The organism is Micromonospora sp. WMMD736 (assembly GCF_049179015.1).
Taxonomy (GTDB): domain Bacteria; phylum Actinomycetota; class Actinomycetes; order Mycobacteriales; family Micromonosporaceae; genus Micromonospora.
Genome location: NZ_JBMHMI010000001.1, coordinates 5,915,993 through 5,940,309 on the forward strand (window position 1 = coordinate 5,915,993; position 24,317 = coordinate 5,940,309).

Below are 24,317 nucleotides of genomic sequence, written 5' to 3' on the forward strand. Positions count from 1 at the left end.
AGGCTGGTAGTCGTGCTGACGGTGCCGGTACGGCAACTGGGGGAATCGGAGCGCCGCGCGGTCGAGCGCCTGCTCGACCGTGACCCGTTCGCGGGCGCGCAGGTCGCCGAGCGCATCGCCGCGCGCGGGCTCTCCTGGTGGCGGGCCGAAGGGCGGATCCTGGGGTACGGCGCCCGGCGCAACCTCGAATCACTGTGCTGGCTCGGCGGCAACCTGACGCCGGTGCTCGCCAGCGACGCCGCCGTGTCCGCCTTCGCCGACCTGCTCGCCGGAGAGGATCGGCTCTGCTCCTCGATCGTCGGCCGCGCGGACGCCGTCCTCGCCCTCTGGGACCGGCTCTCCCACACGTGGGGCCCGGCCCGCGACGTCCGCCCCAACCAGCCGCTGCTGGCCACCGACACGACGCCGCTCGTTCCGGCCGACCCAGAGGTACGCCGCGTGCGCTCCGGCGAGGTCGATCGACTCTTTCCGGCGGCGGTCGCGATGTACACCGAAGAGGTGGGCGTCTCCCCGCTCGCCGAGGACGCTGGCCGCAGCTACCGACGCCGGGTCAACGACCTGGTCCGCGCCGGCCGCGCGTACGCCCGGTTCGTGGACGGCAAGGTCGTGTTCAAGGCCGAGTTGGCCGTCGTGACCAAGCGGACCGCCCAGGTCCAGGGCGTCTGGGTCGCGCCGGAGTGGCGGGGCCGTGGCATCGCCGCCGCCGCGATGGCCGCCGTGGTACGCGACGCGCTGGCCCGGGTCGCTCCCACGGTCAGCCTGTACGTCAACGACTTCAACCTGCCGGCCCGCCGAGTCTACGAACGCTGCGGCTTCCAACCGGTCGGCACGCTCGCCACCGTCCTCTTCTGATCTTTCCGCAGGTACGGCGATGGCCGGCGCCCCGTTCAGGGTGCCGGCCATCGGTGTGTTGTCAGCTGTTCCAGTAGTGGGCGACGAGGTCGGTGGCCTGCTGCTCCCACTGGGCGTACGCGTCCGGGTAGGCCGAGACCTGTACGGTCTGCGCGGCGTCGGTCAGGGGCATGTCCTGCCAGCCGTCGACCTGGCGCAGGCCCTTGAGGAACGCGGTCGTCGAGTACTCCGGGTTGGTGATCTGCTCCGGCGTGCCCCAACCGGAGGACGGGCGCTGCTGGAACAGGCCCAGGGAGTCGTGGTCGTTGGCGTCGCCGAGGTGACCCAGGTTCTCCAGCTTGGACTCCTGCAGGCTGGTCGCGATCGAGATGACCGCGGCCCGCTCGGGCAGACCCGCCTTCTTCGTGGCCGCGATGATGGCCTTGGCGTTGGCGGTCTGCTCGTCGTTGAGGTCGATGTGCGACTGGTCGCCCTGCGGCTTCGGCGCGGCGCTCTGCACCGCCACGGCGACGGGCTTGGTGTCCACGGCCGGGTTGGCGTGGGCGGCGATCGGGCCGGCGAAGACGCCACCGGCGAACGCGAGACCCGCAATGGACAGCATGCTCTTGCGGAAGATCGTGTTCATCAGGGTTGCTCCTTCGGGGGTAGGAAACACCCACGCCACCCGTTCGGGGGGATCGGTGACGCCGGGGGTGTCAGCACCTCGTCCGGGCGCTCATGCGAAGTCTTGAGGGGGCGGCCTGCCAGCCGGGGGGCTCGTGGCGGCCGGTCGGTGTGTAACGACCGGCGGGCCGGGGTCATTCCCGGGGGCGTGGCGGCTTGCAAGCCGGGGGGCTCGCGGCGGCCGGACCGGGTGTAACGACCCGGGGGCCGGGGTCATTCCCGGGGGAGGCGGCCCCGTGATCGGGGTGATCGTCGCGCCGGGTCCGGGTGTGACGACCGCCAGTTCGGGGTCATTCCTGGGGGCAGGGGGCCGGCAACCCGCCCTTGCTCTGCGAGGTGACGGGGCGGGGCCGGACGGCCCGGGGGTGACCTGTGCTCCTGCGATCGTCCGGGCACGCAACGATCCCCGACCCGGCACAATTCCGGTGCACGGGTGTAGCCGGTCACCACAGACGCCCCGAGACTGGACGTATCGCCCAGGCGAGGTGGGGCCGGTGGGGTGATCCACACGAGATCGTCGAACTTGGGGTATCCGGGGCCGATTGATACCCCCAGATCGGTGAAGTCGAGTCGATCATGCTGGTCCGGGACCGGTCGATGCCCCCATATCGGCGACCTCGTGTCGATCACGTCGATCCGGGGTGGGCAGGCCCGACGCCGCCGATGTCGGCGCATCGGGCACCGAGGGATGACCTGGTCAGGGCGGGTAAATCGGTTGAGGGGACCGGGTCGCTGCCGGCACGCTGGGTGTTCCGCCACCCACGTCCGGAGGAACTTTCCATGCGCCTGCTCCGTGATCTGTGGGGCACCTCGCCACGCCGTCTGACGCTCGTGGCCGTCCTGATCGTGTTGGGCGCCGCCGGTCAGGCGGGGGCGTCCGCGCTGGCCGGCGCGGTGCTCGTACACCGGTCGGCCGTCTCCTTCACGGTCCTTGCCGCCGCGCTGGCCGCCGTCGTGCTCAGCGACCTGGTGGTGAGCCTGGTGATGGCCGGGCTGACCGCCGACTGGTCCGCCGACATCCGTCGGCGGCTATGCCGGGTCGCGCTCGGGCAGGATCTGCCCAGTCTCGAGACGACCCCGGTGGGCGAGCTGCTGGACCGCATCGACGGGGATGTCTACCAGGTGGCGTCGGCGGTTCGTAACCAGGGTTCGCGCCTCGCCCAAGGGCTCTGCGTCGGTCTGCTGTCGATGGTCGTCGCGCTCGTCGTGTGGTGGCCGGCCGGCATCGCGATGCTGCTGCTGACGGTGGTGCTGGGAGTGGGGCTGCGCCGGCCGACGGCACGGATCGGGCCGGCCCGCATGATCGAGGAGGAGGCCTGGTCCGACCTGGCCGCCGTGATGGAGGAGGCGGTGCACGGCCAGGACGACGTGCGGACCAGCCTGGCCCAGCCGTACGTGCTGCGGCTCTATGCCCGGCGGGCCGCCGCCGTGCTGTCCCGCGGCCACCGGGTCTGGGTGCTCTCCGCCAAGGTGGCGACGATCGCCACCGCCACGATCCGGGTGGGCGTCGGCGTGGTGGTGCTCGGCGGGGCCTGGGCCCTGGCCACCGGCCGGGTCGACGCCGCCCGGCTCACCGCCATCTGGCTGCTCGCCCTGGCCTTCGGGGCCACCGCGGAACACGTCGGCCGGATGGTGCCCGAACTACAGGAGGCCCTCGGCGCGTGGGCCCGTGTGCAGTTGCTCCAGAAGGTTCGGCAGGAACCGGTCGGCGGGGCCACCCCGGTCGAGGGTGACCTGCGCATCCGGGAGCTGACATTCGGGTACGAGGTGAGCGGCCCGGAGAGTGGGCGGGGTCCGGCCCTGCGGGGGCTCAGCCTCACCTTCGCGCGAGGGCGCTCGTACGCGCTGATCGGGCGTACCGGGTCGGGCAAGTCGACCCTGGCGAAGGTGCTCACCCGGGCCGTGGACGTGCCGCCGGGCACCGTCTTCCTCGGCGGCACCGACCTGTGCGACCTGGACGTGGAGGAGCTGCGCCGCTGGGTGGCGCTGGTGCCGCAGCGCACCGAGATCGTGGCCGGCACGCTCGCCGAGAACGTCGCGCTCTACGACCCGGAGCTGCTGGACGCCGCCGCCCGGGCGCTCGACGAACTGGGCCTGGCCGGCTGGATCGCCGAGCTGCCCGACGGGTTGGCGACCCGGCTGGGGGAGGGCGGCCACGTGCTCTCCGCCGGCCAGGAGCAGCTGGTGGCGTTCGCCCGGATCCTGGTCCGCGACCCGCACGTGGTGATCCTCGACGAGGCCACCGCCCGGTTGGACCCGGTGACCGAGGCGCGGGTACAGCGGGCCACCGAGCGACTGCTGCGCGACCGGATCGGCATCGTCATCGCGCACCGACTCTCCTCGGTGCGCCGCTGCGACGAGGTGGTGGTACTCGCCGACGGCGCGGTGGTCGAGGCCGGTCCATTGGAGACGTCGACCCGGTTCGCCGAGTTGCTGGCGACCAGTCACGCGGCCGTCTACGCCGGCGGGGCGTCGGCGTCCGGCACGGGCGGCGGCACCGACCTGCTGACCGGCCCGAACACCGCCGGCAGCGACCTGCTGGCCGGCCCGAACACCGCCGGCAGCGACCTGCTGGCCGGCCCGAACAGCGCCGGTCACGACACCGCCGGTCACGACAGCGTCGGTCGGGGCACCGCCGGTTCGGTCGTTGCGGCGGCCGAGGCCGGGTCGGTACCGGCGTCGCGTACCGACCCGCCGCCGTTGCCGCCGACGCCGCCGGCGCGGACCTTCCGGGAGATCATTCGACTCTGCACCAACGATCCCCGGTACGGAGTTGCCGCGATCGTGCTGTTCCTCGGGCTCAGCCTGCTCGGGCTGGACGGTCCGGTGCTGCCGTGGCTGTGGGCCGACCTGGTCGACGGGACCGGCAGTCCGTACCTGCCGGCGTTGGGCATCGTGGCCGGGCTGCTGGTCACCCTGCCGCTGCCGTTCTACACGCACGTGTGGTTCCCGCACTGGTGGGTGCGGCAGATGCTGCGGATCGGCCTGCGGTTGGTGCACGGCCAGACCGGCCCGCGCCGGGTCAGCTCGCACAGCCCGGCGGAGGTGGTGGCCCAGGGTGGCGACACCGAGCGGGTGGTGCAGCTCGCCGACAACGTGCTGGACCAGACCGTGGCGGTGGTGCTGGTGGTGGCGATGACGGCGGTCACCGGCAGCGTCGTACCGGGGCTGTTCTTCCTCGGCACGATGGTGGTCTCCGGGCTGGCCGCGACGCTGTTCGGCCCGAAGCTGGAGCGGGCGGCGCGGGCGACCGTCGCGGCGCGCGCCGCCTTCGCCACCGCGCTGGTCTCCGCGCTCTCCGCGGCGCGGACGGTCAAGCTCGCCGGCGCCACGTCGGCGGTGCTGCGGCACCTGGCCGACCTGGACGTGCTGCGCAGCGACCGGCAGCGCCGGGAGATCGCCGTGCAGGTGTGGTCCCGGTCGACCCCGGCGGTGGTCAGCGGGCTGCTGCCGATCGGCGCGTGGGCCCTGTACCTGGGCGGCGAACTGTCGGCGGGCGCGGTGCTGGTGGCCGTCTCCACGCTGGGCGCGGCCCGGTGGTTCGCCTGGACCACCGCGTCGTTGATCTCCCAACTGCCGTCGGCGCGGGTGTGGACCCGGCGGACGGTGGCGATGACGGGCGTGGGGGCGTACTCGGTGGGGGTTCCGGCGGTCGACCTGGCCGGCGGGACCGCGCCCGCGCCGACGCCGCCGCCCCGACGGCCGTTGCGCCGGTTGGAGCTGCGCGGCTTCTCGGTGGTGCACTCCGATGGCACGCTCGCCGTGCGCGACGTGGACCTGACCGTTCAGCGTGGTCAGTTGGTGCTGGTCGTCGGGCCGGTCGGAGCCGGCAAGTCCTCGCTGCTGCGGGCCCTCGCGGGCATCGTGCACCACACCGGCGAGCTGCGGTGGAACGGTGACAGGGTCACCGAGCCCGAGCTGTTCCTGCGCCCCAACCAGGTCGGCTACGTCGGCCAGCTACCCCGGGTGCTCTCCGGCACGGTGGTCGAGAACATCGCGCTCGGCCACCAGGTGGACGCGGCCGACGCGGTCAGCACGGCCCAGCTCGACCACGACCTGGCCGCCGCCGGGGGTGGGCTGGGTCTGCTCATCGGGCACAAGGGCACCCGGCTCTCCGGCGGGCAGCTCCAGCGGCTCGCCCTGGCCCGGGCGCTGGCGCCGCGTACCGAACTGTTGGTCGCGGACGACGTGTCGTCGGCCCTGGACGTCACGACGGAGCTGGCGCTGTGGCAGGCGCTGCGGGCGCACGGCGTGACCGTGGTGGGTTCCACCGCCAAGCGTGCCGCGTTGGTCCGCGCCGACCACGTGGTCGTCCTTCAGGCGGGCACGGTGGCGGCGCAGGGCACCTGGCGGGAATTGGAGGGCGACTGGTCGCACCTCGCCGGCTGAGAACCGGGTCCGGGCGGCTGTCGGGAACGGCAGCCGCCCGTACCGGTTCGGATCAGGCGCGGGCGTACTGGGCGGGGCCGCTGTACGCGACGCCGAGCTTGGCGGCGGCACGGCGCGGCCAGTACGGGTCGCGCAGCAGTTCCCGACCGAGCAGCACCAGGTCGGCCTCGCCGCTGGCGACGATCTGCTCGGCGTGCTCCGGCTCGACGATCAGGCCGACCGCGCCGGTGGGTACGCCGGCCTCGCGGCGGATCTGGGCGGCCATCGGCACCTGGTAGCCGGGGCCGAGCTGCGGGATGCGCTGCTCGGTGCTGACGCCACCGGAGGAGGTGTCGACCAGGTCGACGCCCACGGCGGCCAGCTCGCCGGCGAGCACCACGCTGTCCTCGACGGTCCAGCCGCCCTCGACCCAGTCGGTGGCGGAGATCCGGGTGAGCACCGGCACGCTCTCGCCCACGGCGGCGCGTACCGCGCGGGCGACCTCCAGGGTGAGCCGCATCCGGCCGGCCCGGTCACCGCCGTAGGCGTCGGTGCGGTGGTTGGTCAGCGGCGACAGGAACTCGTTGAGCAGGTACCCGTGCGCGGCGTGCACCTCCACGGCGGCGAAGCCGGCGGCGAGGGCCCGCTCGGCGGCGGCGGCGAACGCGTCGACGACGCCCGCGATGCCCGCCGCGTCGAGCACGGTCGGCGTCCGGTAGCTGGGGCTGAACGGCTCGGCGCTCGGGCCGACCGGCGTCCAACCGCCCTCGGCGTCCGGCACCCCGCCGTTGCCCGAGTCCCACGGCCGGTAGGTGGAGGCCTTGAACCCGGCGTGCGCGAGCTGGACGGCCGGCACCGCGCCGTGCGCGGCGACGAACGCGGTCACCGGACGCCAGGCGTCCACGTGCGCGTCGGACCACAGCCCGGTGTCCTGCGGGGAGATCCGACCCTCCGGGAGTACGGCGGTCGCCTCGGTCAGCACCAGTCCGGCACCGCCGATGGCGCGGGTGCCGAGGTGGACGAGGTGCCAGTCGGTGGGCAGGCCGTCCGGACCGGCGGAGTACTGGCACATCGGCGCCATGGCGACGCGGTTGGGCAGGGTGACCCCACGCAGGGCCAGCGGCGTGAACAGGGAACTCATGTGCTCATCCTCTCGGTACGACGACGGACCCCGCTGTCGAGGGGGTCCGTCGTCGTGGAAGAACAGGTCAGGCGGGTACGGGGGTCAGCTCCGGGCGGGTGTCCGCAACTTCGGTCTCCGGGTCGGTGAGGTCACGTCGGCCGGCCGAGTCGTACGCGGCCCGGTCGAGGGTGCCCTCCCGGGCGGCGACGACGGTCGGCACCAGCGCCTGCCCGGCCACGTTGGTGGCGGTGCGCATCATGTCCAGGATCGGGTCGATGGCGAGCAGCAGGCCGGCCCCGGCCAGCGGCAGGCCCAGCGTGCTCAGGGTGAGGGTGAGCATCACGATCGCGCCGGTCAGGCCGGCGGTGGCCGCCGAGCCGACCACCGAGACGAAGGCGATGAGCAGGTAGTCGGTGAGGCCGAGCTGTACGCCGAACACCTGGGCCACGAAGATCGCGGCGAGTGCCGGGTAGATCGCGGCGCAGCCGTCCATCTTCGTGGTGGCGCCGAACGGCACCGCGAACGAGGCGTACTCGCGGGGGACGCCGAGGCGCTCGACGGAGCGCTGGGTCACCGGCATGGTGCCCACCGAGGAGCGGGACACGAAGGCCAGCTCGATCGCGGGCCAGGCCCCGGCGAAGAAACGCAGCGGGTTGAGCCGGCCGGCGAGGATCAGCACCAGCGGGTAGACCACGAACAGCACGATGGCGCAGCCGACGTAGACGGCGGTGGTGAACTTGGCGAGGGGGGCCAGCAGGTCCCAGCCGTACGAGGCGACGGCGTTGCCGATCAGGCCGAGCGTGCCGATCGGGGCGAGCCGGATGACCCACCAGAGGGCCTTCTGCACGATCTCCAGCAGCGAGCGGTTCAGCGCCACGAACGGTTCGGCGGCGTCGCCGACCAGCAGGGCCGCCGCGCCGATGACGACGGCGAGGAAGACGATCTGTAGGACGTTGCCCTCGACGAACGCGCCGACCGGGTTGGTGGGCACGATGCCGGTGAGGAAGTCCGTCCAGGAGCCGGTCTTCTTGGGGGCGGTCGCGCCGCCCAGGTCGAGCGTCACGCCCCGGCCGGGGTCGACGAGCAGACCGAGGCCGATGCCGATGGTCACCGAGATCAGCGCGGTGATGCCGAACCACATGAGGGTCTTGAGGGCGAGCCGAGCGGCGTTGGCCACGCCGCGCAGGCTGACCACGCTGACCACGATGGCGGTGAAGACCAGCGGCGGTACGGCCAGCTTGAGGAGCTGGACGAAGAGGGAGCCGACGGTGTGCAGGGTGCTGGTCAGCCAGCTCACGTCGTTGGCGCGGGCCAGGAAGCCGAGCGCCACGCCGAGCACGAGGCCGAGCAGGATCTGCACGGAGAAGGGAATTTTGCGCAGGCCGAAGGGCATGAGATGTCCAATTGTGGGTCGTCCGGGCGGGGTAGGCGTGTGAAAGCTCGGCTACCCCGGACAGACACCGCTGGCCTGTAGTCGGAGATCGACATACAGGCGGACGGTGAGGTCCCAGACATTGGTCATCGTTCGCCGACGATACGCTGATCCACCGGATCTGCAAGGCGCGATGCGCGTGACGCTCCTTACAGGCTTCGCCGGTGCGAAGTCAGGGCCAGGGCCGTGCCGGTGGCCACGCCCCACAGCACCGCCAACGCGATAACCACCCGTTCCACCACGCCGACCAGCGAGCCCCGGCCCACCACGAGCATGGCCAGGCCGATCGTGGCGCACAGCGGCAGGGCGAGCGCCGCCGTCCCCGCCGCCAGACGGCGTACCACCGGCCCGGCCGGCCCGGACACGGCCAACGCGACCATGGCGAGGACCACCGCCGCCGTCGCCGCGATGCTCGCGCCGCCGTGCACCAGGTCGGCCACCGTGGTCCGCTCGAACGGCGGTAGCGGGCATCCGGCGGAGCAGGTCACCGCCCCGGAGACCGCCGTGAGCACGGCGCCGCCGGCGAGCAGCGCCGGCGCGACCCGGACCCCGGGCGGCAGCGCCGCGGCGATCAGCAGCAACGCGCCGGCAAGAGCCAGAACCCCGATCCGGTACGTCACGGCGTGCGCGCTGCCGGCGATACCGGCCTCGCTCACGTACCCGGTGAAGCCCGGACCGGGACCGGCGACCACCGCTACCGTCACCGCGACCGCCCCGGCCACGGCGAAGCCGGCGGCGGCCGACCCGGCGACCCGGCGGGCCACGCCCGGGTCGCCGGTAGGCCTCGTGGCGGTGCCGGCCCGACCCGGCTCAGCCACGTCCGTGCGGCGTCGTCCAGCCGGACTCGTCGGGCCCCAACGGCACGATGCCGGTCGGGTTGATCTCCCGGTGGGTGCCGTAGTAGTGCCGCTTGATGTGGTCGAAGTCCACCGTCTCGCCGAAACCCGGCGTCTGGAACAGGTCCCGGGCGTACGCCCAGAGCACCGGCATCTCGGTCAGCTTGTTCCGGTTGCACTTGAAGTGCCCGTGGTAGGCCGCGTCGAAGCGGACCAGCGTGGTGAACAGCCGCACGTCGGCCTCGGTGATCGCGTCCCCCATCAGGTAACGCTGGCCGGCCAGCCGCTCGGAGAGCACGTCCAGCCGGGCGAAGAGTGCCCGGAACGCCTCGTCGTACGCCTCCTGGGAGGTCGCGAAGCCGCACCGGTAGACGCCGTTGTTGACGTCGGTGTGGATCTCGGCCATCAGCGCGTCCATCTCGGGACGCAGCGCGACCGGGTACAGATCCGGGGCGTCGGGCGCGTGCAGCGACCGCCACTCGGTGGAGAAGTCGAGGGTGAGCTGCGGGTAGTCGTTGGTGACCACCCGGCCGGTCACGGTGTCGACGAGCGCCGGCACGGTCACCCGGCCGGTGTAGTCCTCGTCGGTGGCCAGGTACGCCTCGGAGAGGAAACGGACGCCGAGGACCGGGTCGAAGCCGTCCGGGTCGAGCGCGAACGCCCAACCCCGCTCGTCCCGGATCGGGTCGACGGTGCCCAGCGAGATCGCGTCGTCCAGGCCGAGCAGGCCCCGCACGATCCGCGCCCGGTGCGCCCACGGGCACGCGCGGCACCAGATGAGCCGGTAGCGGCCGGCCTCCAACGGCCAGCGGTCCTGCTCGTCCGGACCGCCGCCCGGGGGTGAGGTCGAGTCGGCGGTGACCCGACCGGTGAACCGGTTGGGCTGACGGACGAACGCGCCGCCACGGCTGGTCTCTGCGCTGAACTGGGCCCGGGCCATGCCGTCAACCTATCCGCTGCCGGCGCGGATATCCTGGCGGCCGGCAGCCCCCGCGATCCGGTGGGCGTGCCCCACCCCCGCCGTCTGCACCCCTGAAGGACTCGCGATGACCGTGGCATACCTGGTGGCCGGTGTCCGTACCCCGATCGGCCGGTACGCGGGCGCGTTGGCCGGCGTCCGCCCCGACGACCTGGCCGCCCACGTCATCCGTGAGCTGGTCGCCCGCCACCCGTCGGTGGACTGGGCCCGCGTCGACGACGTCGTGCTCGGCTGCGCCAACCAGGCCGGTGAGGACAACCGCAACGTGGCCCGGATGGCGGCGCTGCTCGCCGGGCTGCCCGAAGAGGTGCCGGGCAGCACGGTCAACCGACTCTGCGGCTCCGGCCTGGACGCCCTCGCCACCGCCGCCCGATCCATCGTGGCCGGGGACGCCGAGCTGGTGGTCGCGGGCGGGGTGGAGAGCATGAGCCGGGCGCCCTTCGTCGTGCCGAAGGCGACCTCGGCGTACTCCCGCTCGGCCGAGCTGCACGACACCACCCTGGGCTGGCGGCTGGTCAACCCGCTGATGCGCGACGGCTGGGGGATCGACTCGATGCCCGAGACGGCGGAGAACGTGGCCGCCGAGTACGGCGTCGACCGCACCGACCAGGACGCCTTCGCGTACCGCTCGCAGCAGCGTGCCGCCAAGGCGCAGGCCGACGGCCGGTTCGCCGAGGAGATCGTCCCGGTCTCCGTGCCCGCCGGCCGTCGGGAGACCCGACTGGTCGAGGTCGACGAGCACCCGCGCGAGACGTCGCTGGAGAAGCTGGCCGCGCTGCCCACCCCGTTCCGCGACGGCGGCACGGTGACCGCCGGCAACTCGTCGGGCGTCAACGACGGTGCGGTCGCGCTGCTGGTGGCCAGCGAGGCCGCGGTGCGGCGGTACGACCTCACCCCGCTGGCCCGCGTCGTCGGCGCGGCGACGGCCGGCGTGCCGCCCCGGATCATGGGCATCGGCCCGGTGCCGGCCACCCGCAAGCTGCTCGACCGGACCGCCGTCGACCTGGCCGCGGTGGACGTCGTCGAGCTGAACGAGGCGTTCGCCGCGCAGTCCGTGGCGGTGCTGCGTGAACTGGGACTGCCCGTCGACGCCGAGCACGTGAACCCCAACGGGGGCGCGATCGCGCTCGGGCACCCGCTGGGCGCGAGCGGTGCGCGGCTGGCGCTGACCGCCGCCCTGGAACTGCGCCGCCGCGGCGGCCGGCGGGCGCTCGCCACCATGTGCATCGGTGTCGGGCAGGGCATCTCGCTGCTGCTGGAGTCTGCCGCCTGAGTGCGGGAAAGTTACGTGAGGGGATCTCCCGTACGCGGCGGCCGGCGGCCTAGAGTGGTCCACACCACACGACCCGCGGGGTCGGCCGGCGGCCGCGTACGCCCGTCGACGCCGGTGCCGCCTCGCGCCGCGGCAACGAACTGGGGGACACACCGATGCCGGACGCACTGCCGACCGAGATTGACCTGACCCGGCCGAGCGCGGCCCGGGTGTACGACTACTTCCTGGGCGGGGCGCACAACTTCGAGATCGACCGGCAGTTGGCCGAGCAGATCGCCAGCATGACCCCGAACCTCGCGGCCACCATGCGCTCCGGCCGCGAGTTCCTGCGCCGGGCCGTCCGGGTGCTGCTCGACGCCGGTATCGACCAGTTCCTCGACATCGGCTCCGGCATCCCGACCGTGGGCAACGTGCACGAGGTGGCGCAGGCGGCCAACCCGAAGGCCCGGGTCGTCTACGTCGACATCGACCCGGTGGCGGTCGCGCACAGCCGGGAACTGCTCGCGGGCAACGACCTGACCGGGGTGATCCACGCGGACCTGCGTGACCCGGAGCGCATCCTCGCCGAGACCCGGCGGCTCGGTCTGATCGACTTCGCGCGTCCTATGGGCATCCTGCTCGCCGGGGTGGTGCACTTCGTCCCGGACGCCGACCATCCCGACGAGATCCTGGCGACCCTGCGGGCCGCCGCCGCGCCGGGCAGCTTCCTGGTCGTCTCGCACTCCACCTTCGAGGACCAGCCGCAGGAGATGCTGGACGCCCAGCGCCTCTCCTCCCGGACCGACACCGAGATCACCCTGCGCTCCCGCGCGCAGGTCACCGGCTTTTTCGGCGACTGGACGGTGCTCGAACCGGGCGTCGTGCACATGCCACTGTGGCGGCCCGACGCGCCGGAGGACGTCGACGAGCACCCCGAGCGGTTCGGCGCCTTCGGCGGCGTCGCCCGGTACGACCAGCCCGCCGGCTGACCCCGTGGCCGCCGTCCCGGACCCCACCGGGGTCGACGTCGGCCGGACCGGCGCCGAGGCGTACGCCGCTGACTGGGCCCGTGCCGTACGCCGCATCGGGTTCGTGCCGCTCAGCGCGGCCGAGACCGAGCGGCTGCTGCTGCTGCACACCGTCCGGCTGGCGGAGATCGTGCGCGCGGAGCCGTTCGACGCCCGTCCCGCCGAGGAGGTCGGGCGGGCCCTGGTGGAGGCGCACCTGACCGAGCCCCGGGCGTTGGAGTGGTCGCTGCGCGCGCTCGGTGACGACTTCCCCGCCCGGGTGTTGGCGGCCGACGACCGGCCGGCCGCTCCGCGCGACCGCATCGCGGCGACGCAGGGCGCGCTGGCGGCCGGGTTCGCCCGTGCGCTGCGGGACCGCACCTTCGCCCAACAGGAGCGCATCGCCCGATCGGCGTGGCAGGCGCGCGACGAGGTTGAACAGGCGTTGCGCGACAGCGAGGCGCGGTTCCGGGCGGTCTTCACGGGCGCCGCCATCGGTATCGGCATCGCCGGGGTGGACGGGCAGATCATCGACGTCAACACGGCGTTCGCCGAGATGCTCGGCTACTCGATCGAGGAGTTGCGCCGGATCAACGTGGCGACGCTGTTCCACGCCGACGACGCCGCCGGCATGTGGGAGCTGTACCAGGAGCTGATCGAGGGCAAGCAGGACTCCGCGCGGGTGGAGAAGCGCTATTACCGCAAGGACGGCAGCGTCGTCTGGACGGATCTGGCCGTGTCGCTGATCCGGTACGACGACGGCCGGCCACGGTTCACCGTCGCGATGATCGAGGACATCACCGAGCGGTACGAACTCCAGCAGCGGCTGCGCTTCCAGGCGCTGCACGATCCGCTCACCGGGCTGCCCAACCGGACGCTGTTCTTCGAGACGCTGGGCCGGGTCTTCGACGCCGCCGACCCCGGCCAGCGGGTCGGGGTGTGCTTCCTCGACCTGGACGGCTTCAAGGCCATCAACGACGGCCTCGGCCACGACCTCGGCGACCGGCTGCTGGTGACGATCGGTCGGCGGCTCGCCGAGTGTGTGGCCGACCGGGGTCACCTGGTCGCCCGGATGGGCGGCGACGAGTTCGTCATCCTGGTCGACGGCGGTGGCGGGGTCGCGGACGCGGTGGCCGTGGCGGAGGCCGCGCTGGCTGCCGTCGCCGCGCCGGTCCACGTCGGCGACCAGCAGTTGGCGGTCTCCGCCAGCGTCGGGATCGTGGACTGCCCGGCCGCGGAGACCACCGCCTCGGAGCTGATGAAGGCCGCCGACACGACGCTCTACTGGGCCAAGGCCGCCGGGCGGGGCCGGTGGGCGGTGTACGACCCGGAGCGCAGCGCCCGTGACCTCGCCCGGTCGGCGCTGGTCGCCGGCCTGCCGGCCGCGCTGGACCGGGGCGAGTTCGTGTTGCACTACCAGCCGATCGTGTCGCTGCTGGAGGGCACGATGCTCGCCGTGGAGGCGTTGGTCCGGTGGGAGCACCCGGAGCTGGGCCTCCTCGGCCCGGATCATTTCATCGGCCTCGCCGAGGAGACCGGTCTGATCGTCCGGCTGGGTGAGTGGGTGCTGCGGCGGGCCTGCCGCGACGCCGAACGCTGGTGGCGGGAGTTCCCCGGGGCGCGGGTCGTGGTCAGCGTGAACCTGGCCGCCCGGCAGGCCGACGACCCGGCGATCGTCGCGACGGTGGCCGACGCGCTCGCCACCAGCGGTCTGCCGGCGGGGCTGCTGCAACTGGAGTTGACCGAGAGCGCCGTCATGGGCAGCGCGGGCGAGCCGCTGCGCAGCCTGCACCGGCTCGCGGCGCTGGGCGTCCGGCTGGCCGTCGACGACTTCGGCACCGGCTACTCCAACCTCGCGTACCTGCGGCGGCTGCCGATCCACTGCCTGAAGCTGGCCGGCCCGTTCGTCGAGGGCATCCGCGCCGACGGTACGGACGAGGCGGCGGACCACCGCGACGAGCGGATCGTCGACGCGTTGGTCCGGTTGGCGCACGCGTTGGAGTTGTGGGTCACGGCCGAGGCGGTGGAGACGGGCGTGCAGGCGGAGCGGCTGCGGGCCCTGCGGTGCGACACCGGGCAGGGCCGGTACTTCGGGGCGCCGGTCCCGGCGCAGGACATCACGGCTCGGCTGCGCGGCGCTTCGGCATGATGTGCGCGAGCGGGGGATCGTTGCGGTCGGGGTGGTCCCGTTGGTGCCGACGGAAGGCGACGGCGTGAGCCTGAACGATTCGCAGACGGTGGTGACCGTGGTGGCGGCGCTGGCCATCCTGGCCGGGCTGGCGGGTGTGGTGGTGCCCGGCCTGCCGGCGCTGCCGCTGTGCTGGGGCGGGGTCCTGGTCTGGGCGATCTTCGGCGGGGCCGGCCTCGCGGGTTGGGCGGTGTTCGCCGCCGCCACGCTCGTCGCGGTCGGCGGGATGGTCGTGAAGTATCTCTGGCCGGGGCGGAACCTCAAGCGGACCGGTGTGCCGACGTCGTCCCTGCTGGTCGGGGGCGCGCTCGGGTTGGTGGGGTTCTTCGTGATCCCCGTGGTCGGCCTGCTGCTGGGCTTCGTCGCGGGGGTGTGGGCGGCGGAGCGGTTGCGGCTGGGCAGCAACCGGCTCGCCTGGCCATCCACCGTGCAGGCCCTCAAGGCGGTCGGCCTGTCCATGCTGGTGGAGTTCCTGGCCGGGCTGACCATCGGTGCCCTCTGGGTCGGCGGTCTGCTGCTGACCTGATCCGCCGCCCGGTCCGACGACTTCGCCGCGTTCAGCGGAGCCGTAGGGTGAGCAGGTGCGACTGGTCAAGTTCACCCATGCCTGTGTCCGCCTCGAGGACGCCGAGCGGCGACTGCTCATCGATCCCGACATCCTGGTGACTCACGAACACGACGACCACCTCGACCTTGAGCGGGTCATTGAGGTGTCGGCCTCCCGTCCGGTACGCCTCTACGCGCCGGAGCCGGTTCGGGAACTGGCCGAGAAGGGCGGATTGGCGGCGGCGGTCACCGTGGTCGCGGCGGGCGACGAGTTCCGGGCCGGCGGCTTCCAGGTGGCGGCGGTCGGTGGTGAGCACGCGGAGATCTACGACGGACTGCCGGGCTGCGTCAACCTCGGCTATGTGGTCGAAGGGGTCTACCACCCCGGCGACTCGTATTTCGTACCTCGCCAGCGGGTGACGACGCTCCTCGTGCCGGCCGCGGCGCCGTGGGGCAGGCACCGTGACGCCATCGACATGACGCGTGCCATCGCCCCGGAGCGGGCGTTTCCCATCCACGATCGGGCACTGTCGGCGGACGTCGGCTACGCGAACTTCGACGGCTGGATGGAGTTCAAGGGCGCAACGGAATACCGGCGGATTCCCGTCGGCGACCACGCCGTCCTCTGATCGCGGTGCGCATCGTGGTGCTCGGCGGCCTGGGCGCCTGGCCCTCGGCCGAGCAGGGCTGTGCCGGCTTCCTGGTCGAGCACGGGGGCTTCCGGCTGCTGATCGACCCCGGCTACGCGACCCTGCAACCGCTGCTGACCCGGCTGCCCGCCGCGGCGGTCGACGCCGTGTACGTCAGCCACGGCCACCCCGACCACTGCGCCGACCTCCAACCACTGCTGCGGGCCAGGGCGTTGGCCGACCGACCCGCCCCGGCTCTGCCGGTGTACGCGCCCACCGGCAGCCTCGACGCGCTGCTCGCGATCGACGATCCGGGGCTCGTCGACGCGGCGTACCGGCCGCACGGGTTCACCCCCGGCGACGCCTTCGACGTCGGTCCGTTCGCCGTGCGGACCTGGTCGTTGCCGCACTGGTTGCCCAACGCGGGGGCCCGCTTCACCGCGGGCGGGACGGTGCTGGCGTACACCGGGGACACCGGACCGGACCCGACGTTGGTCGAGTTGGCCCGCGACGCCGACCTGCTGATCGCCGAGGCGACGTACGTCGACGAGGTCCCGGACGAGCAGGTCGGATTCCTGTCGAGCGCCGCCGAGGTGGGCCGATACGCCGGTGCGGCACGGACCCGGGCGGTCCTGTTGACCCACCTGTGGCCCGGCACGGACCCGGCGGCGGCGGTCGCCGCGACGCGGCAGGCGTACGCGGGGCCGGTCGCCGTGGCCCGATCGGGCGTGGTGGTCGACCTGCCCGGCTGACGTCGGGGCCGGACGGGCGCGGGGTGCCCGGCCGGTCGACCGGGCACCCCGTGCCGTCCTAGTAGTCCTGGTAGTCGGTGTACCGGCGGCTGCCCGATGCGCCGTCCTGCACCCACACGGTCACCCGGACGGTGTCGCTCAGCTTCGGGGTGGGATAGGCGTGGTTGCCCTCGTCGCAGGCGTTGAAGGAGCCGTTGGCGTCCTCGGCGGTCGCGATGACCCTGCCCGTGGTGAGGTTCCGCATCTCCGCCCGCGCGCGGTAGCCGTCCTTCGCGTCGTCGCAGACCGACAGTTCCCAAGCGTTGTAGACGTCCAGGTACGCCGTCGCGGACCCGTTCGTGGTCTCGACGACGATCTCGTACATCGCGGCGTTCCGGTCGGCACTGGTCGTGGCCGCCTGGGCCGCGGTCGCCCCGACGGGCAACAGCATGAGCGTGGCCAGAGCCATGGTGGAGGTCCTTCGCAGCACTGGGCGTCCTTTCGATCGTGGACCGGCCGGAATCAGGTCGGCCGGATGGCTCCACGATGGGGACGCCGGATCGACCGGGGCAACGGGAAACGGCGTTCGGGACGGTTCCGAACAGCCCTGCTGGGGTCGGGCGCGGCGGCGCGGGGCGCCTTCGTCGGATACGGCGGGAGGCCGTACGCGAGAGAGAGGCGGCGCCCCGCACCACCGTGTGCCGGACGTTTCCGAGCGCCCGACGGAGCCCGTCGCGATCGGGCCTGGTCACGGGTTACAGCATGCGGTCGTCCAGGTGCGGCGGCAACGGGATTAGCGCGACGACAGCCGCGACGTATTGACCGCCCCTGATCATCGGGACGACACTTTGCGCACTCGTTGACGGAACCACCTCAGGGAGGTGCGCAGTGGCCACGACGCCCGTTCCGACCGCAGAGCAACCAATGGACGACGACGCCCGGCGTCTCGCCGAACTCGGCTACAAGCAGGAACTGCGCCGCAAGTGGAGCGGCTTCTCCAACTTCGCCATCTCGTTCTCCATCATCTCGATCCTGGCCGGCTGCTTCACCACGTTCGGCCAGGCGTGGAACAACGGCGGGCCGGTCGCCATCTCCTGGGGCTGGCCGCTGATCTCACTGTTCATCCTGATCATCGGCTTCTGCATGGCCGAGCTGGTGTCGGCGTACCCGACGGCGGGTGGCATCTACTGGTGGGCGGCGACCATGGGTCGCCCGGCGCACGGCTGGTTCACCGGCTGGTTGAACCTGATCGGCCTGGTGGCGGTCACCGCGTCGGTCGACTACGGCTGCGCGACCTTCCTCAACCTCACCCTGTCGGCGCTCTTCGACGGCTGGGCCGGAACGCTGCGGCAGGCGTTCGTCCTGTTCGTGATCATCCTGGCGCTGCATGGCCTCATCAACATCTACGGGCACCGGATCATCGACGTACTTCAGAACGTCTCGGTCTGGTGGCACGTGGCCGGCGCGGCCGTCGTGGTGGCCATCCTGGTGTTCGTCCCGGACAACCACCAGAGCTTCCAGTTCGTGTTCACCGAGCGGTTCAACAACTCGGGCTTCGGTGACGGTGACACCGGCGGGTTGACGTTCTGGTTCTACGTGCTGCCGCTGGGCTTCCTGCTCACCCAGTACACGATCACGGGCTTCGACGCCTGCGCGCACGTGTCCGAGGAGACCCGGGGGGCATCCCAGGCCGCCGCCAAGGGGCTCTGGCAGTCGATCTTCTACTCGGCGGTCGGCGGCTGGGTCCTGCTGCTGGCCTTCCTCTTCGCGGCCACCGACGTCGAGGCGGTCAACGCCGCCGGCGGCTTCTCCGGCGCCATCTTCGAGTCGGCGCTGACCCCGGTCTTCTTCAAGATCGTCATCATCATCTCCACCATCGGGCAGTTCTTCTGCGGGATGAGCTGCGTGACGTCGATGAGTCGGATGGCGTACGCGTTCAGCCGCGACCGGGCCGTGCCGGGCTGGCGACTCTGGTCCAAGGTCGACCGCAACGGCACGCCGGTCAACGCGATCATCGGCGCCACGATCGCCGGCCTGGTGCTCACCCTGCCGGCCCTCTACGAGAGCTCGGCCGGCATTCCGGTCGCCTTCTACGCGGTGGTCTCCGTCGCGGTGCTCGGCCTCTACCTGTCCTTCCTCATCCCGATCGCGCTGCGGCTGCGCATGGGCGAGCGGTTCGTACCCGGCCCGTGGACGCTGGGACGCAAGTACAAGCTGCTCGGCTGGATCGCGGTCATCGAGATCGCGGTCATCGCCGTGTACTTCGTGCTGCCCATCGTGCCGGCAGGGGTGCCCGGCGACGACGAGTTCACCTGGTCGGCGGTGAACTACGCACCGCTCGCCGTCGGCGGGGTGCTGCTGGTGGTGGCCGTCTGGTGGTACGCCTCGGCCCGCAAGTGGTTCACCGGCCCGGTCCGTACCGTCGAGGAACGCGCACCGGCGACCGACCCGGCGGCCGCCGACGGCCCGGCCTGACCCGCGCCCGGCGGGATGGTCCTCGCGGCCGTCCCGCCGGGTTTGCCGCCCGCGTCGCAGGGGGCATTGACGGTGATCCGGTTTGCCAGTAGACCTTGGTGATGGAGGCCCGCTCATGAGGAATGCGCCGCTCACGCTGGAACAACTGCGGGTCGCCGTCGACGAGGGCGAGATCGACACCGTGGTGCTGGCCCTGGTCGACATGCAGGGCCGGTTGCAGGGCAAGCGCTTCCACGCGCCCTTCTTCCTCGACCAGGTCGTCGAGGGCGGCAGCGAGGGCTGCAACTACCTGCTGGCGGTGGACGTCGACATGAACACCGTCGACGGGTACGCGATGTCGAGCTGGGAGCGCGGCTACGGCGACTTCGCCATGGTGCCGGACTTCGCCACCCTGCGTCGGGTGCCCTGGCAGCCCGGCTCGGCGATGCTGCTGGCCGACCTCGCCTGGCTGGACGGCTCCGGTGACGTGGTCGCCTCACCCCGGCAGATCCTGCGCCGGCAACTGGACCGGCTGGCCGAGCACGGGCTGACCGCGTACGCCGGCACCGAGCTGGAGTTCGTGCTGTTCCGCGACTCGTACGAGGACGCCTGGCGGCGCGGCTACCGCGACCTCACCCCGGCGAACCAGTACAACGTGGACTACTCGCTGCTCGGCACCGCCCGGGTGGAGCCGCTGCTGCGCCGGATCCGCACCGAGATGGCCGGCGCGGGGCTCACCCCGGAGAGCGCCAAGGGTGAGTGCAACCTCGGCCAACACGAGATCGCCTTCCGGTACGACGAGGCGGTGGCCTGCGCCGACCACCACGTCATCTACAAGAACGGCGCGAAGGAGATCGCCGCCCAGGAAGGCATGTCGATCACCTTCATGGCCAAGCCGAACGAGCGGGAGGGCAACTCCTGCCACATCCACTTCTCGCTGCGGGACTCGTCCGGCTCGTCGGCAATGCTCGGGGACGGGCCGGCGCACCTGTCGTCGACCGGGCAGCGGGTGCTCGCCGGGCTGCTGGCCACCATGCGGGAGTTCAGCCTGCTCTTTGCCCCGAACATCAACTCCTACAAGCGCTACCAGCCGGGCTCGTTCGCCCCGACCGCTCTGCGCTGGGGCGTCGACAACCGCACCTGCGCGCTGCGGGTGGTCGGGCACGGGCAGGGCATGCGGGTGGAGAACCGGGTGCCCGGTGCCGACGTCAACCCGTACCTGGCGATCGCCGGGCTGGTCGCGGGCGCGCTGCACGGCATCGAACAGGGGCTGGAGCTGGGCGCGCAGTGCACCGGCAACGCGTACGACGACCCGGAGGCCGAGCGCGTCCCCACCACGTTGCGCGACGCCCTGGCCCTGTGGGAGGAGTCCGAGGTGGCCCGGAGCGCCTTCGGCGACGAGGTGGTGGCCCACTACGCCAACCAGGCGAGGGTGGAACTGGCCGCCTTCGACGCGGCGGTGACGGACTGGGAGCTGACCCGTGGCTTCGAGCGCCTCTAGCCCCGGGTCGCCCTCCGCCGCGCCGCGATCTTGCACTTTCTGTCATTGCTCTGGGATAACTCACGGCTTATGTCGGCACAGAAAGTGCAAGATCGGCGGGGACTGGGTGAGGGGTGGGGCGCGTGACGGTTCTTGTTGATCCGGCTTCCGGGGCGGGGTTTCGGGAGGTGCCAGCGGCGCCGACGGAGGACGTCGACGCGGCCATCTCGCGGGCTGCTGCCGCCTTCGACGCGTGGCGGGGCGTCGCGCCGGGGGATCGGGCGCGGTTGTTGCGGCGGTTCGCCGGTGTCGTCGACGCGCACCTGGACGAGCTGGCCGCGTTGGAGGTCCGTAACTCCGGGCACACCATCGGCAACGCCCGCTGGGAGGCCGGCAACGTCCGGGACGTGCTGGACTACTACGCCGGTGCGCCGGAGCGGTTGACCGGTCGGCAGATCCCCGTACCCGGCGGTCTGGACGTCACCTTCCACGAACCGCTGGGCGTGGTCGGTGTGATCGTGCCGTGGAACTTCCCGATGCCGATCGCCGCCTGGGGGTTCGCCCCGGCCCTCGCCGCCGGTAACACGGTGGTGCTCAAGCCCGCCGAGCTGACCCCGCTCACCGCGCTGCGCCTGGCCGAGCTGGCCCGCGAGGCCGGCTTGCCCGACGACGTGTTCACCGTGCTGCCGGGTCAGGGGTCGGTGGTGGGGGAGCGGTTCGTCAGCCATCCGGCCGTCCGCAAGATCTGCTTCACCGGTTCCACCGAGGTCGGCACGCGCATCATGGCCGGCTGCGCCGCCCAGGTGAAGCGGCTCACGCTGGAGCTGGGCGGCAAGAGCGCCAACATCGTGTTCGCCGACGCCGATCTGGAGACCGCCGCCGCGACCGCGCCCGGCGCGGTCTTCGACAACGCCGGCCAGGACTGCTGCGCACGGTCGCGGATCCTGGTCCAACGACCGGTGTACGACCGGTTCCTGGAACTGCTCGAACCAGCGGTACGCGCGGTACGGGTCGAGGACCCGTCCCGGGACACCGCCGAGATGGGTCCGCTGATCTCCGCCGCCCAACGGGACCGCGTCGCCGGCTACGTGACCGGGGCGACTGTCGCCTTCACCGGCTCGTGCCCGGACGGACCCGGCTTCTGGCACGCGCCCACCGTGCTGCTGGCCGACTCGCCGGCCGACCGGCACTGGCGGGAGGAGATCTTCGGGCCGGTGGTCTCGGTGCTGCCGTTCGACGACGAGGCCGACGCGGTGCGGCTCGCCAACGACACCGAGTACGGCCTCTCCGGCTCGATCTGGACCCGGGACGTCGGCCGCGCGCTGCGGATGGCACGTGCCGTCGACTCGGGCAACCTCAGCGTCAACTCGCACTCCTCGGTGCGCTACTGGACCCCGTTCGGCGGGATGAAGCGCTCCGGACTCGGCCGTGAGCTGGGCCCGGACGCGCTGCACTCCTTCACCGACGTCAAGAACGTGTTCATCGCGACGAAGGAGTGAGGCCAGTGCAGGGTCGGTTGCAGGACCGGGTGGCCGTGGTCACCGGAGCGGGCAGCGGCATCGGGTTGGCCACCGTACGGCGCTTCGCCGCCGAGGGTGCCCGGGTGGTCTGCGTGGACATCGACGCGGAGGCCGGCACAAGGGCCGCGCAGGAGTGTGGCGGCGAGTTCGTGGCCGCCGACGTGGCCGACGAGTCGGCCGTCCGTGACCTGTTCGACGGGGTGGCCGACCGGCACGGCCGGGTGGACGTCGCGTTCAACAACGCCGGCATCTCCCCGCCGGACGACGACTCCATCCTGGACACCGGCCTGGACGCCTGGGAGCGGGTGCTGCGGGTCAACACCACGAGCGTCTACCTGTGCTGCAAGTACGCGATTCCGCACATGCGGAGGCAGGGCAAGGGGTCGATCATCAACACGGCCTCCTTCGTGGCGTTGATGGGCGCGGCGACGTCGCAGATCGCGTACACCGCGAGCAAGGGTGGCGTGCTGGCGATGACCCGGGAGTTGGGTGTGCAGTTCGCCCGCGAGGGCATCCGGGTCAACGCGCTCTGCCCCGGCCCGGTGGCCACCCCGCTGCTGCTGGAACTGTTCGCCGCCGATCCGGAGCGGGCCGCCCGCCGGCTGGTGCACGTGCCGATGGGCCGCTTCGGGCAGCCCGAGGAGATCGCCGCCGCGGTGGCCTTCCTGGCCAGCGACGACGCCTCGTTCATGACCGCCGCGCAGTTCGTGGTCGACGGCGGCATCACCGGCGCGTACGTCACTCCACTGTGAGCGCGAGGAGTGAGCCGGGTTTGCGAGCCCCGCAGTCGCGAACGGTGCCGGTGCTGTGAGGCGGCCCCTGATCGGGATCAGCGCGTACGTCGAGCCCGCCGACTGGGCCGTCTGGCGGGGGGTGCGGGCGGTCCTGGTGCCCGAGGCGTACGTGCGGGCGGTGACCGCCGCCGGGGGCCGGGCGGTGGTGCTGCCCCCGGACGACGCCGACGCCGACGTGCTGACGGTCCTCGACGGGCTGCTGCTGGCCGGGGGCGCCGACGTGGGCCCGGGGCGGTACGGCCAGCAGCCGCACCCGCGTACCGAGGACCGGCCGGACCGGGACGCCGGTGAGCTGACGCTACTGGCAGCCGCCCTCGCCGCCGACCTGCCCGTGCTCGGGGTCTGCCGGGGGATGCAGCTGCTCGCCGTCGCCTACGGCGGCACCCTGCACCAGCACCTGCCGGACGTGCTCGGCTCCGAGGCGCACCGGCCGGCGCCGGGCGTCTACGGCGCTCACCCGGTGCGCTTCGCGCCCGGCACCCTCGCGGCCCGGACCCTGGTCGGAGTCGAGCAGGTCAACTCGTACCACCACCAGGCGGTCGCCACCCCGGGCCGACTCAGGGTGAGCGGCTGGGCGGCCGACGGCGTGATCGAGGCGGTGGAGGATCCGGATCGTACGTTCGTGCTGGGCGTGCAGTGGCATCCGGAGAACGAGCCGGATCCCCTCCCGATCACCGCGCTGGTCCGGGCCGCCCGAGGGTCCGGACCGCCGGTAGACGATCACGACGAGGGGGTACGCGTGGCGGGGTCACCGGCGCTGTGACGCAGGTCGCCCCCGTCGCGCGGGTCCGGCGGTGGGAGGATCAGCGCATGGGCAAGGTCTATCCGGAGATCGACGGTCGCCTGCGGGAGTTCATCGCGGCCCAGCCGGTCTTCTTCGTGGCGACCGCGCCGTCCGGTCCCGAGGGGCATGTCAATGTCTCACCGAAGGGCATGACGGGCACCTTCGTCATCCTCGGCCCGCACCGGGTGGCCTACCTCGACTATCACGGCAGCGGTGCGGAGACCATCGCGCACCTGCGGGACAACGGCCGCATCACGCTGATGTTCTGCGCCTTCGACGGGCCGCCGAAGATCGTGCGCCTGCACGGCAGGGGCCACAGCGTGGCGGTGACCGAGGCGGGCTTCGCCGACCGGCTCGCCGAGTTTCCCGCTCCACCGGACGTGCACGCCGTACGGGCCGTCATCACCGTCGACGTGCAGCGGGTCAGCGACTCCTGTGGCTACGCCGTGCCGCTGATGGACTTCCGCGCCGAACGCGACCTGTTACTCACCTCACACTCCCGTCGTGCGGCCGATGATCTGGTGACCTACCGCGCCACCAAGAACGCCGCGAGCATCGACGGCCTGCCGGTCTTCTGAGTGCTCAGAGCCCACCGGGTCCTCGCCGGTGGGCCCGGTCCGTCCCGTGCTGTCAGGTCACCGACGACCGGAGCGCCACTAACCAGCGTCCGCCGGTCGGC

Annotated in this window: 20 protein-coding genes; 14 read left to right on the forward strand and 6 right to left on the reverse strand. The window is 72.4% G+C overall.

Annotated features, from left to right (window positions below):
- Window positions 1–12 precede the first annotated feature (12 nt).
- Window positions 13–852, forward strand: a complete 840-nt coding sequence (locus ACN269_RS26710) for a GNAT family N-acetyltransferase (protein ID WP_421475002.1) — start codon at window positions 13–15, stop codon at window positions 850–852.
- A gap of 61 nt (window positions 853–913) precedes the next feature.
- Here the strand turns inward: ACN269_RS26710 and ACN269_RS26715 are convergent, their stop codons facing one another.
- Window positions 914–1,477, reverse strand: coding sequence for a hypothetical protein (locus ACN269_RS26715; protein ID WP_421475003.1), 564 nt, complete (start codon window positions 1,475–1,477; stop codon window positions 914–916).
- An 818-nt stretch (window positions 1,478–2,295) separates the two neighbouring features.
- On the opposite strand from ACN269_RS26715, the gene ACN269_RS26720 reads away from it, so the two are divergent.
- Window positions 2,296–5,904, forward strand: coding sequence for an ATP-binding cassette domain-containing protein (locus ACN269_RS26720; RefSeq protein WP_421475004.1), 3,609 nt, complete (start codon window positions 2,296–2,298; stop codon window positions 5,902–5,904).
- A gap of 52 nt (window positions 5,905–5,956) precedes the next feature.
- Here the strand turns inward: ACN269_RS26720 and ACN269_RS26725 are convergent, their stop codons facing one another.
- The 4 genes from ACN269_RS26725 to ACN269_RS26740 all read right to left on the reverse strand — a co-directional run bounded on the left by ACN269_RS26725 (window position 5,957) and on the right by ACN269_RS26740 (window position 10,214).
- On the reverse strand, window positions 5,957–7,024 hold the full coding sequence (locus ACN269_RS26725) for an NADH:flavin oxidoreductase/NADH oxidase (RefSeq protein WP_421475005.1): 1,068 nt from the start codon (window positions 7,022–7,024) through the stop codon (window positions 5,957–5,959).
- Window positions 7,025–7,091: 67 nt separating this feature from the next.
- The gene (locus ACN269_RS26730; RefSeq protein WP_421476583.1) at window positions 7,092–8,387 is read right to left on the reverse strand and encodes a dicarboxylate/amino acid:cation symporter; all 1,296 of its coding nucleotides are present in this window, start codon (window positions 8,385–8,387) and stop codon (window positions 7,092–7,094) included.
- Between the two features lie 200 nt (window positions 8,388–8,587).
- Window positions 8,588–9,256 (reverse strand): DUF998 domain-containing protein, encoded by a 669-nt coding sequence (locus ACN269_RS26735; RefSeq protein ID WP_421475006.1) that lies wholly within the window; start codon window positions 9,254–9,256, stop codon window positions 8,588–8,590.
- The gene (locus ACN269_RS26740) at window positions 9,249–10,214 is read right to left on the reverse strand and encodes a glutathione S-transferase family protein (protein ID WP_421475007.1); all 966 of its coding nucleotides are present in this window, start codon (window positions 10,212–10,214) and stop codon (window positions 9,249–9,251) included. Before ACN269_RS26740 ends, ACN269_RS26735 begins: the two co-directional genes overlap by 8 nt.
- A 106-nt stretch (window positions 10,215–10,320) precedes the next feature.
- On the opposite strand from ACN269_RS26740, the gene pcaF reads away from it, so the two are divergent.
- From pcaF to ACN269_RS26770, 6 genes are all read left to right on the forward strand, one after another.
- Entirely contained in the window at window positions 10,321–11,526 is a 1,206-nt protein-coding gene (pcaF, locus tag ACN269_RS26745; protein ID WP_421475008.1) for a 3-oxoadipyl-CoA thiolase, read from the forward strand.
- Window positions 11,527–11,681: 155 nt separating this feature from the next.
- Window positions 11,682–12,494 (forward strand): SAM-dependent methyltransferase, encoded by an 813-nt coding sequence (locus ACN269_RS26750; protein WP_421475009.1) that lies wholly within the window; start codon window positions 11,682–11,684, stop codon window positions 12,492–12,494.
- Between the two features lie 4 nt (window positions 12,495–12,498).
- Complete coding sequence (locus ACN269_RS26755; protein WP_421475010.1) at window positions 12,499–14,661, forward strand: putative bifunctional diguanylate cyclase/phosphodiesterase; 2,163 nt, start codon at window positions 12,499–12,501, stop codon at window positions 14,659–14,661.
- 64 nt (window positions 14,662–14,725) lie between these two features.
- Window positions 14,726–15,226, forward strand: a complete 501-nt coding sequence (locus tag ACN269_RS26760; protein ID WP_421475011.1) for a DUF456 domain-containing protein — start codon at window positions 14,726–14,728, stop codon at window positions 15,224–15,226.
- 55 nt (window positions 15,227–15,281) lie between these two features.
- On the forward strand, window positions 15,282–15,875 hold the full coding sequence (locus tag ACN269_RS26765; RefSeq protein ID WP_421475012.1) for an MBL fold metallo-hydrolase: 594 nt from the start codon (window positions 15,282–15,284) through the stop codon (window positions 15,873–15,875).
- 5 nt (window positions 15,876–15,880) lie between these two features.
- On the forward strand, window positions 15,881–16,627 hold the full coding sequence (locus tag ACN269_RS26770; protein ID WP_421475013.1) for an MBL fold metallo-hydrolase: 747 nt from the start codon (window positions 15,881–15,883) through the stop codon (window positions 16,625–16,627).
- A 58-nt stretch (window positions 16,628–16,685) separates the two neighbouring features.
- On the opposite strand, the gene ACN269_RS26775 is transcribed toward ACN269_RS26770, so the two are convergent.
- Window positions 16,686–17,075: a hypothetical protein gene (locus ACN269_RS26775; protein WP_421475014.1), complete on the reverse strand. Its 390-nt coding sequence runs from the start codon at window positions 17,073–17,075 to the stop codon at window positions 16,686–16,688.
- A gap of 455 nt (window positions 17,076–17,530) precedes the next feature.
- Here ACN269_RS26775 and ACN269_RS26780 point away from each other — a divergent pair, with 455 nt between their 5' ends.
- The 6 genes from ACN269_RS26780 (at window position 17,531) to ACN269_RS26805 (ending at window position 24,216) form a co-directional block, all read left to right on the forward strand.
- The gene (locus tag ACN269_RS26780; RefSeq protein WP_421475015.1) at window positions 17,531–19,081 is read left to right on the forward strand and encodes an amino acid permease; all 1,551 of its coding nucleotides are present in this window, start codon (window positions 17,531–17,533) and stop codon (window positions 19,079–19,081) included.
- A gap of 115 nt (window positions 19,082–19,196) precedes the next feature.
- Complete coding sequence (locus tag ACN269_RS26785; protein WP_421475016.1) at window positions 19,197–20,561, forward strand: glutamine synthetase family protein; 1,365 nt, start codon at window positions 19,197–19,199, stop codon at window positions 20,559–20,561.
- 122 nt (window positions 20,562–20,683) lie between these two features.
- Entirely contained in the window at window positions 20,684–22,039 is a 1,356-nt protein-coding gene (locus ACN269_RS26790) for an aldehyde dehydrogenase family protein (RefSeq protein WP_421475017.1), read from the forward strand.
- Between the two features lie 5 nt (window positions 22,040–22,044).
- Window positions 22,045–22,812, forward strand: a complete 768-nt coding sequence (locus ACN269_RS26795) for a 3-oxoacyl-ACP reductase (protein ID WP_421475018.1) — start codon at window positions 22,045–22,047, stop codon at window positions 22,810–22,812.
- A 55-nt stretch (window positions 22,813–22,867) separates the two neighbouring features.
- Window positions 22,868–23,617 (forward strand): gamma-glutamyl-gamma-aminobutyrate hydrolase family protein, encoded by a 750-nt coding sequence (locus tag ACN269_RS26800; RefSeq protein WP_421475019.1) that lies wholly within the window; start codon window positions 22,868–22,870, stop codon window positions 23,615–23,617.
- A 47-nt stretch (window positions 23,618–23,664) separates the two neighbouring features.
- The gene (locus ACN269_RS26805; protein WP_421475020.1) at window positions 23,665–24,216 is read left to right on the forward strand and encodes a pyridoxamine 5'-phosphate oxidase family protein; all 552 of its coding nucleotides are present in this window, start codon (window positions 23,665–23,667) and stop codon (window positions 24,214–24,216) included.
- Window positions 24,217–24,317 lie beyond the last annotated feature (101 nt).

What these genes read in the sequence shown, in the direction of transcription:
- ACN269_RS26715 (WP_421475003.1), bottom strand. Translation starts at nt 1,477, where the DNA reads ATGAACACGATCTTCCGCAAGAGCATGCTGTCCATTGCGGGTCTCGCG.
- ACN269_RS26720 (WP_421475004.1), top strand. Translation starts at nt 2,296, where the DNA reads ATGCGCCTGCTCCGTGATCTGTGGGGCACCTCGCCACGCCGTCTGACG.
- ACN269_RS26725 (WP_421475005.1), bottom strand. Translation starts at nt 7,024, where the DNA reads ATGAGTTCCCTGTTCACGCCGCTGGCCCTGCGTGGGGTCACCCTGCCC.
- ACN269_RS26740 (WP_421475007.1), bottom strand. Translation starts at nt 10,214, where the DNA reads ATGGCCCGGGCCCAGTTCAGCGCAGAGACCAGCCGTGGCGGCGCGTTC.
- pcaF (WP_421475008.1), top strand. Translation starts at nt 10,321, where the DNA reads ATGACCGTGGCATACCTGGTGGCCGGTGTCCGTACCCCGATCGGCCGG.
- ACN269_RS26750 (WP_421475009.1), top strand. Translation starts at nt 11,682, where the DNA reads ATGCCGGACGCACTGCCGACCGAGATTGACCTGACCCGGCCGAGCGCG.
- ACN269_RS26775 (WP_421475014.1), bottom strand. Translation starts at nt 17,075, where the DNA reads ATGGCTCTGGCCACGCTCATGCTGTTGCCCGTCGGGGCGACCGCGGCC.
- ACN269_RS26780 (WP_421475015.1), top strand. Translation starts at nt 17,531, where the DNA reads ATGGACGACGACGCCCGGCGTCTCGCCGAACTCGGCTACAAGCAGGAA.
- ACN269_RS26785 (WP_421475016.1), top strand. Translation starts at nt 19,197, where the DNA reads ATGAGGAATGCGCCGCTCACGCTGGAACAACTGCGGGTCGCCGTCGAC.
- ACN269_RS26805 (WP_421475020.1), top strand. Translation starts at nt 23,665, where the DNA reads ATGGGCAAGGTCTATCCGGAGATCGACGGTCGCCTGCGGGAGTTCATC.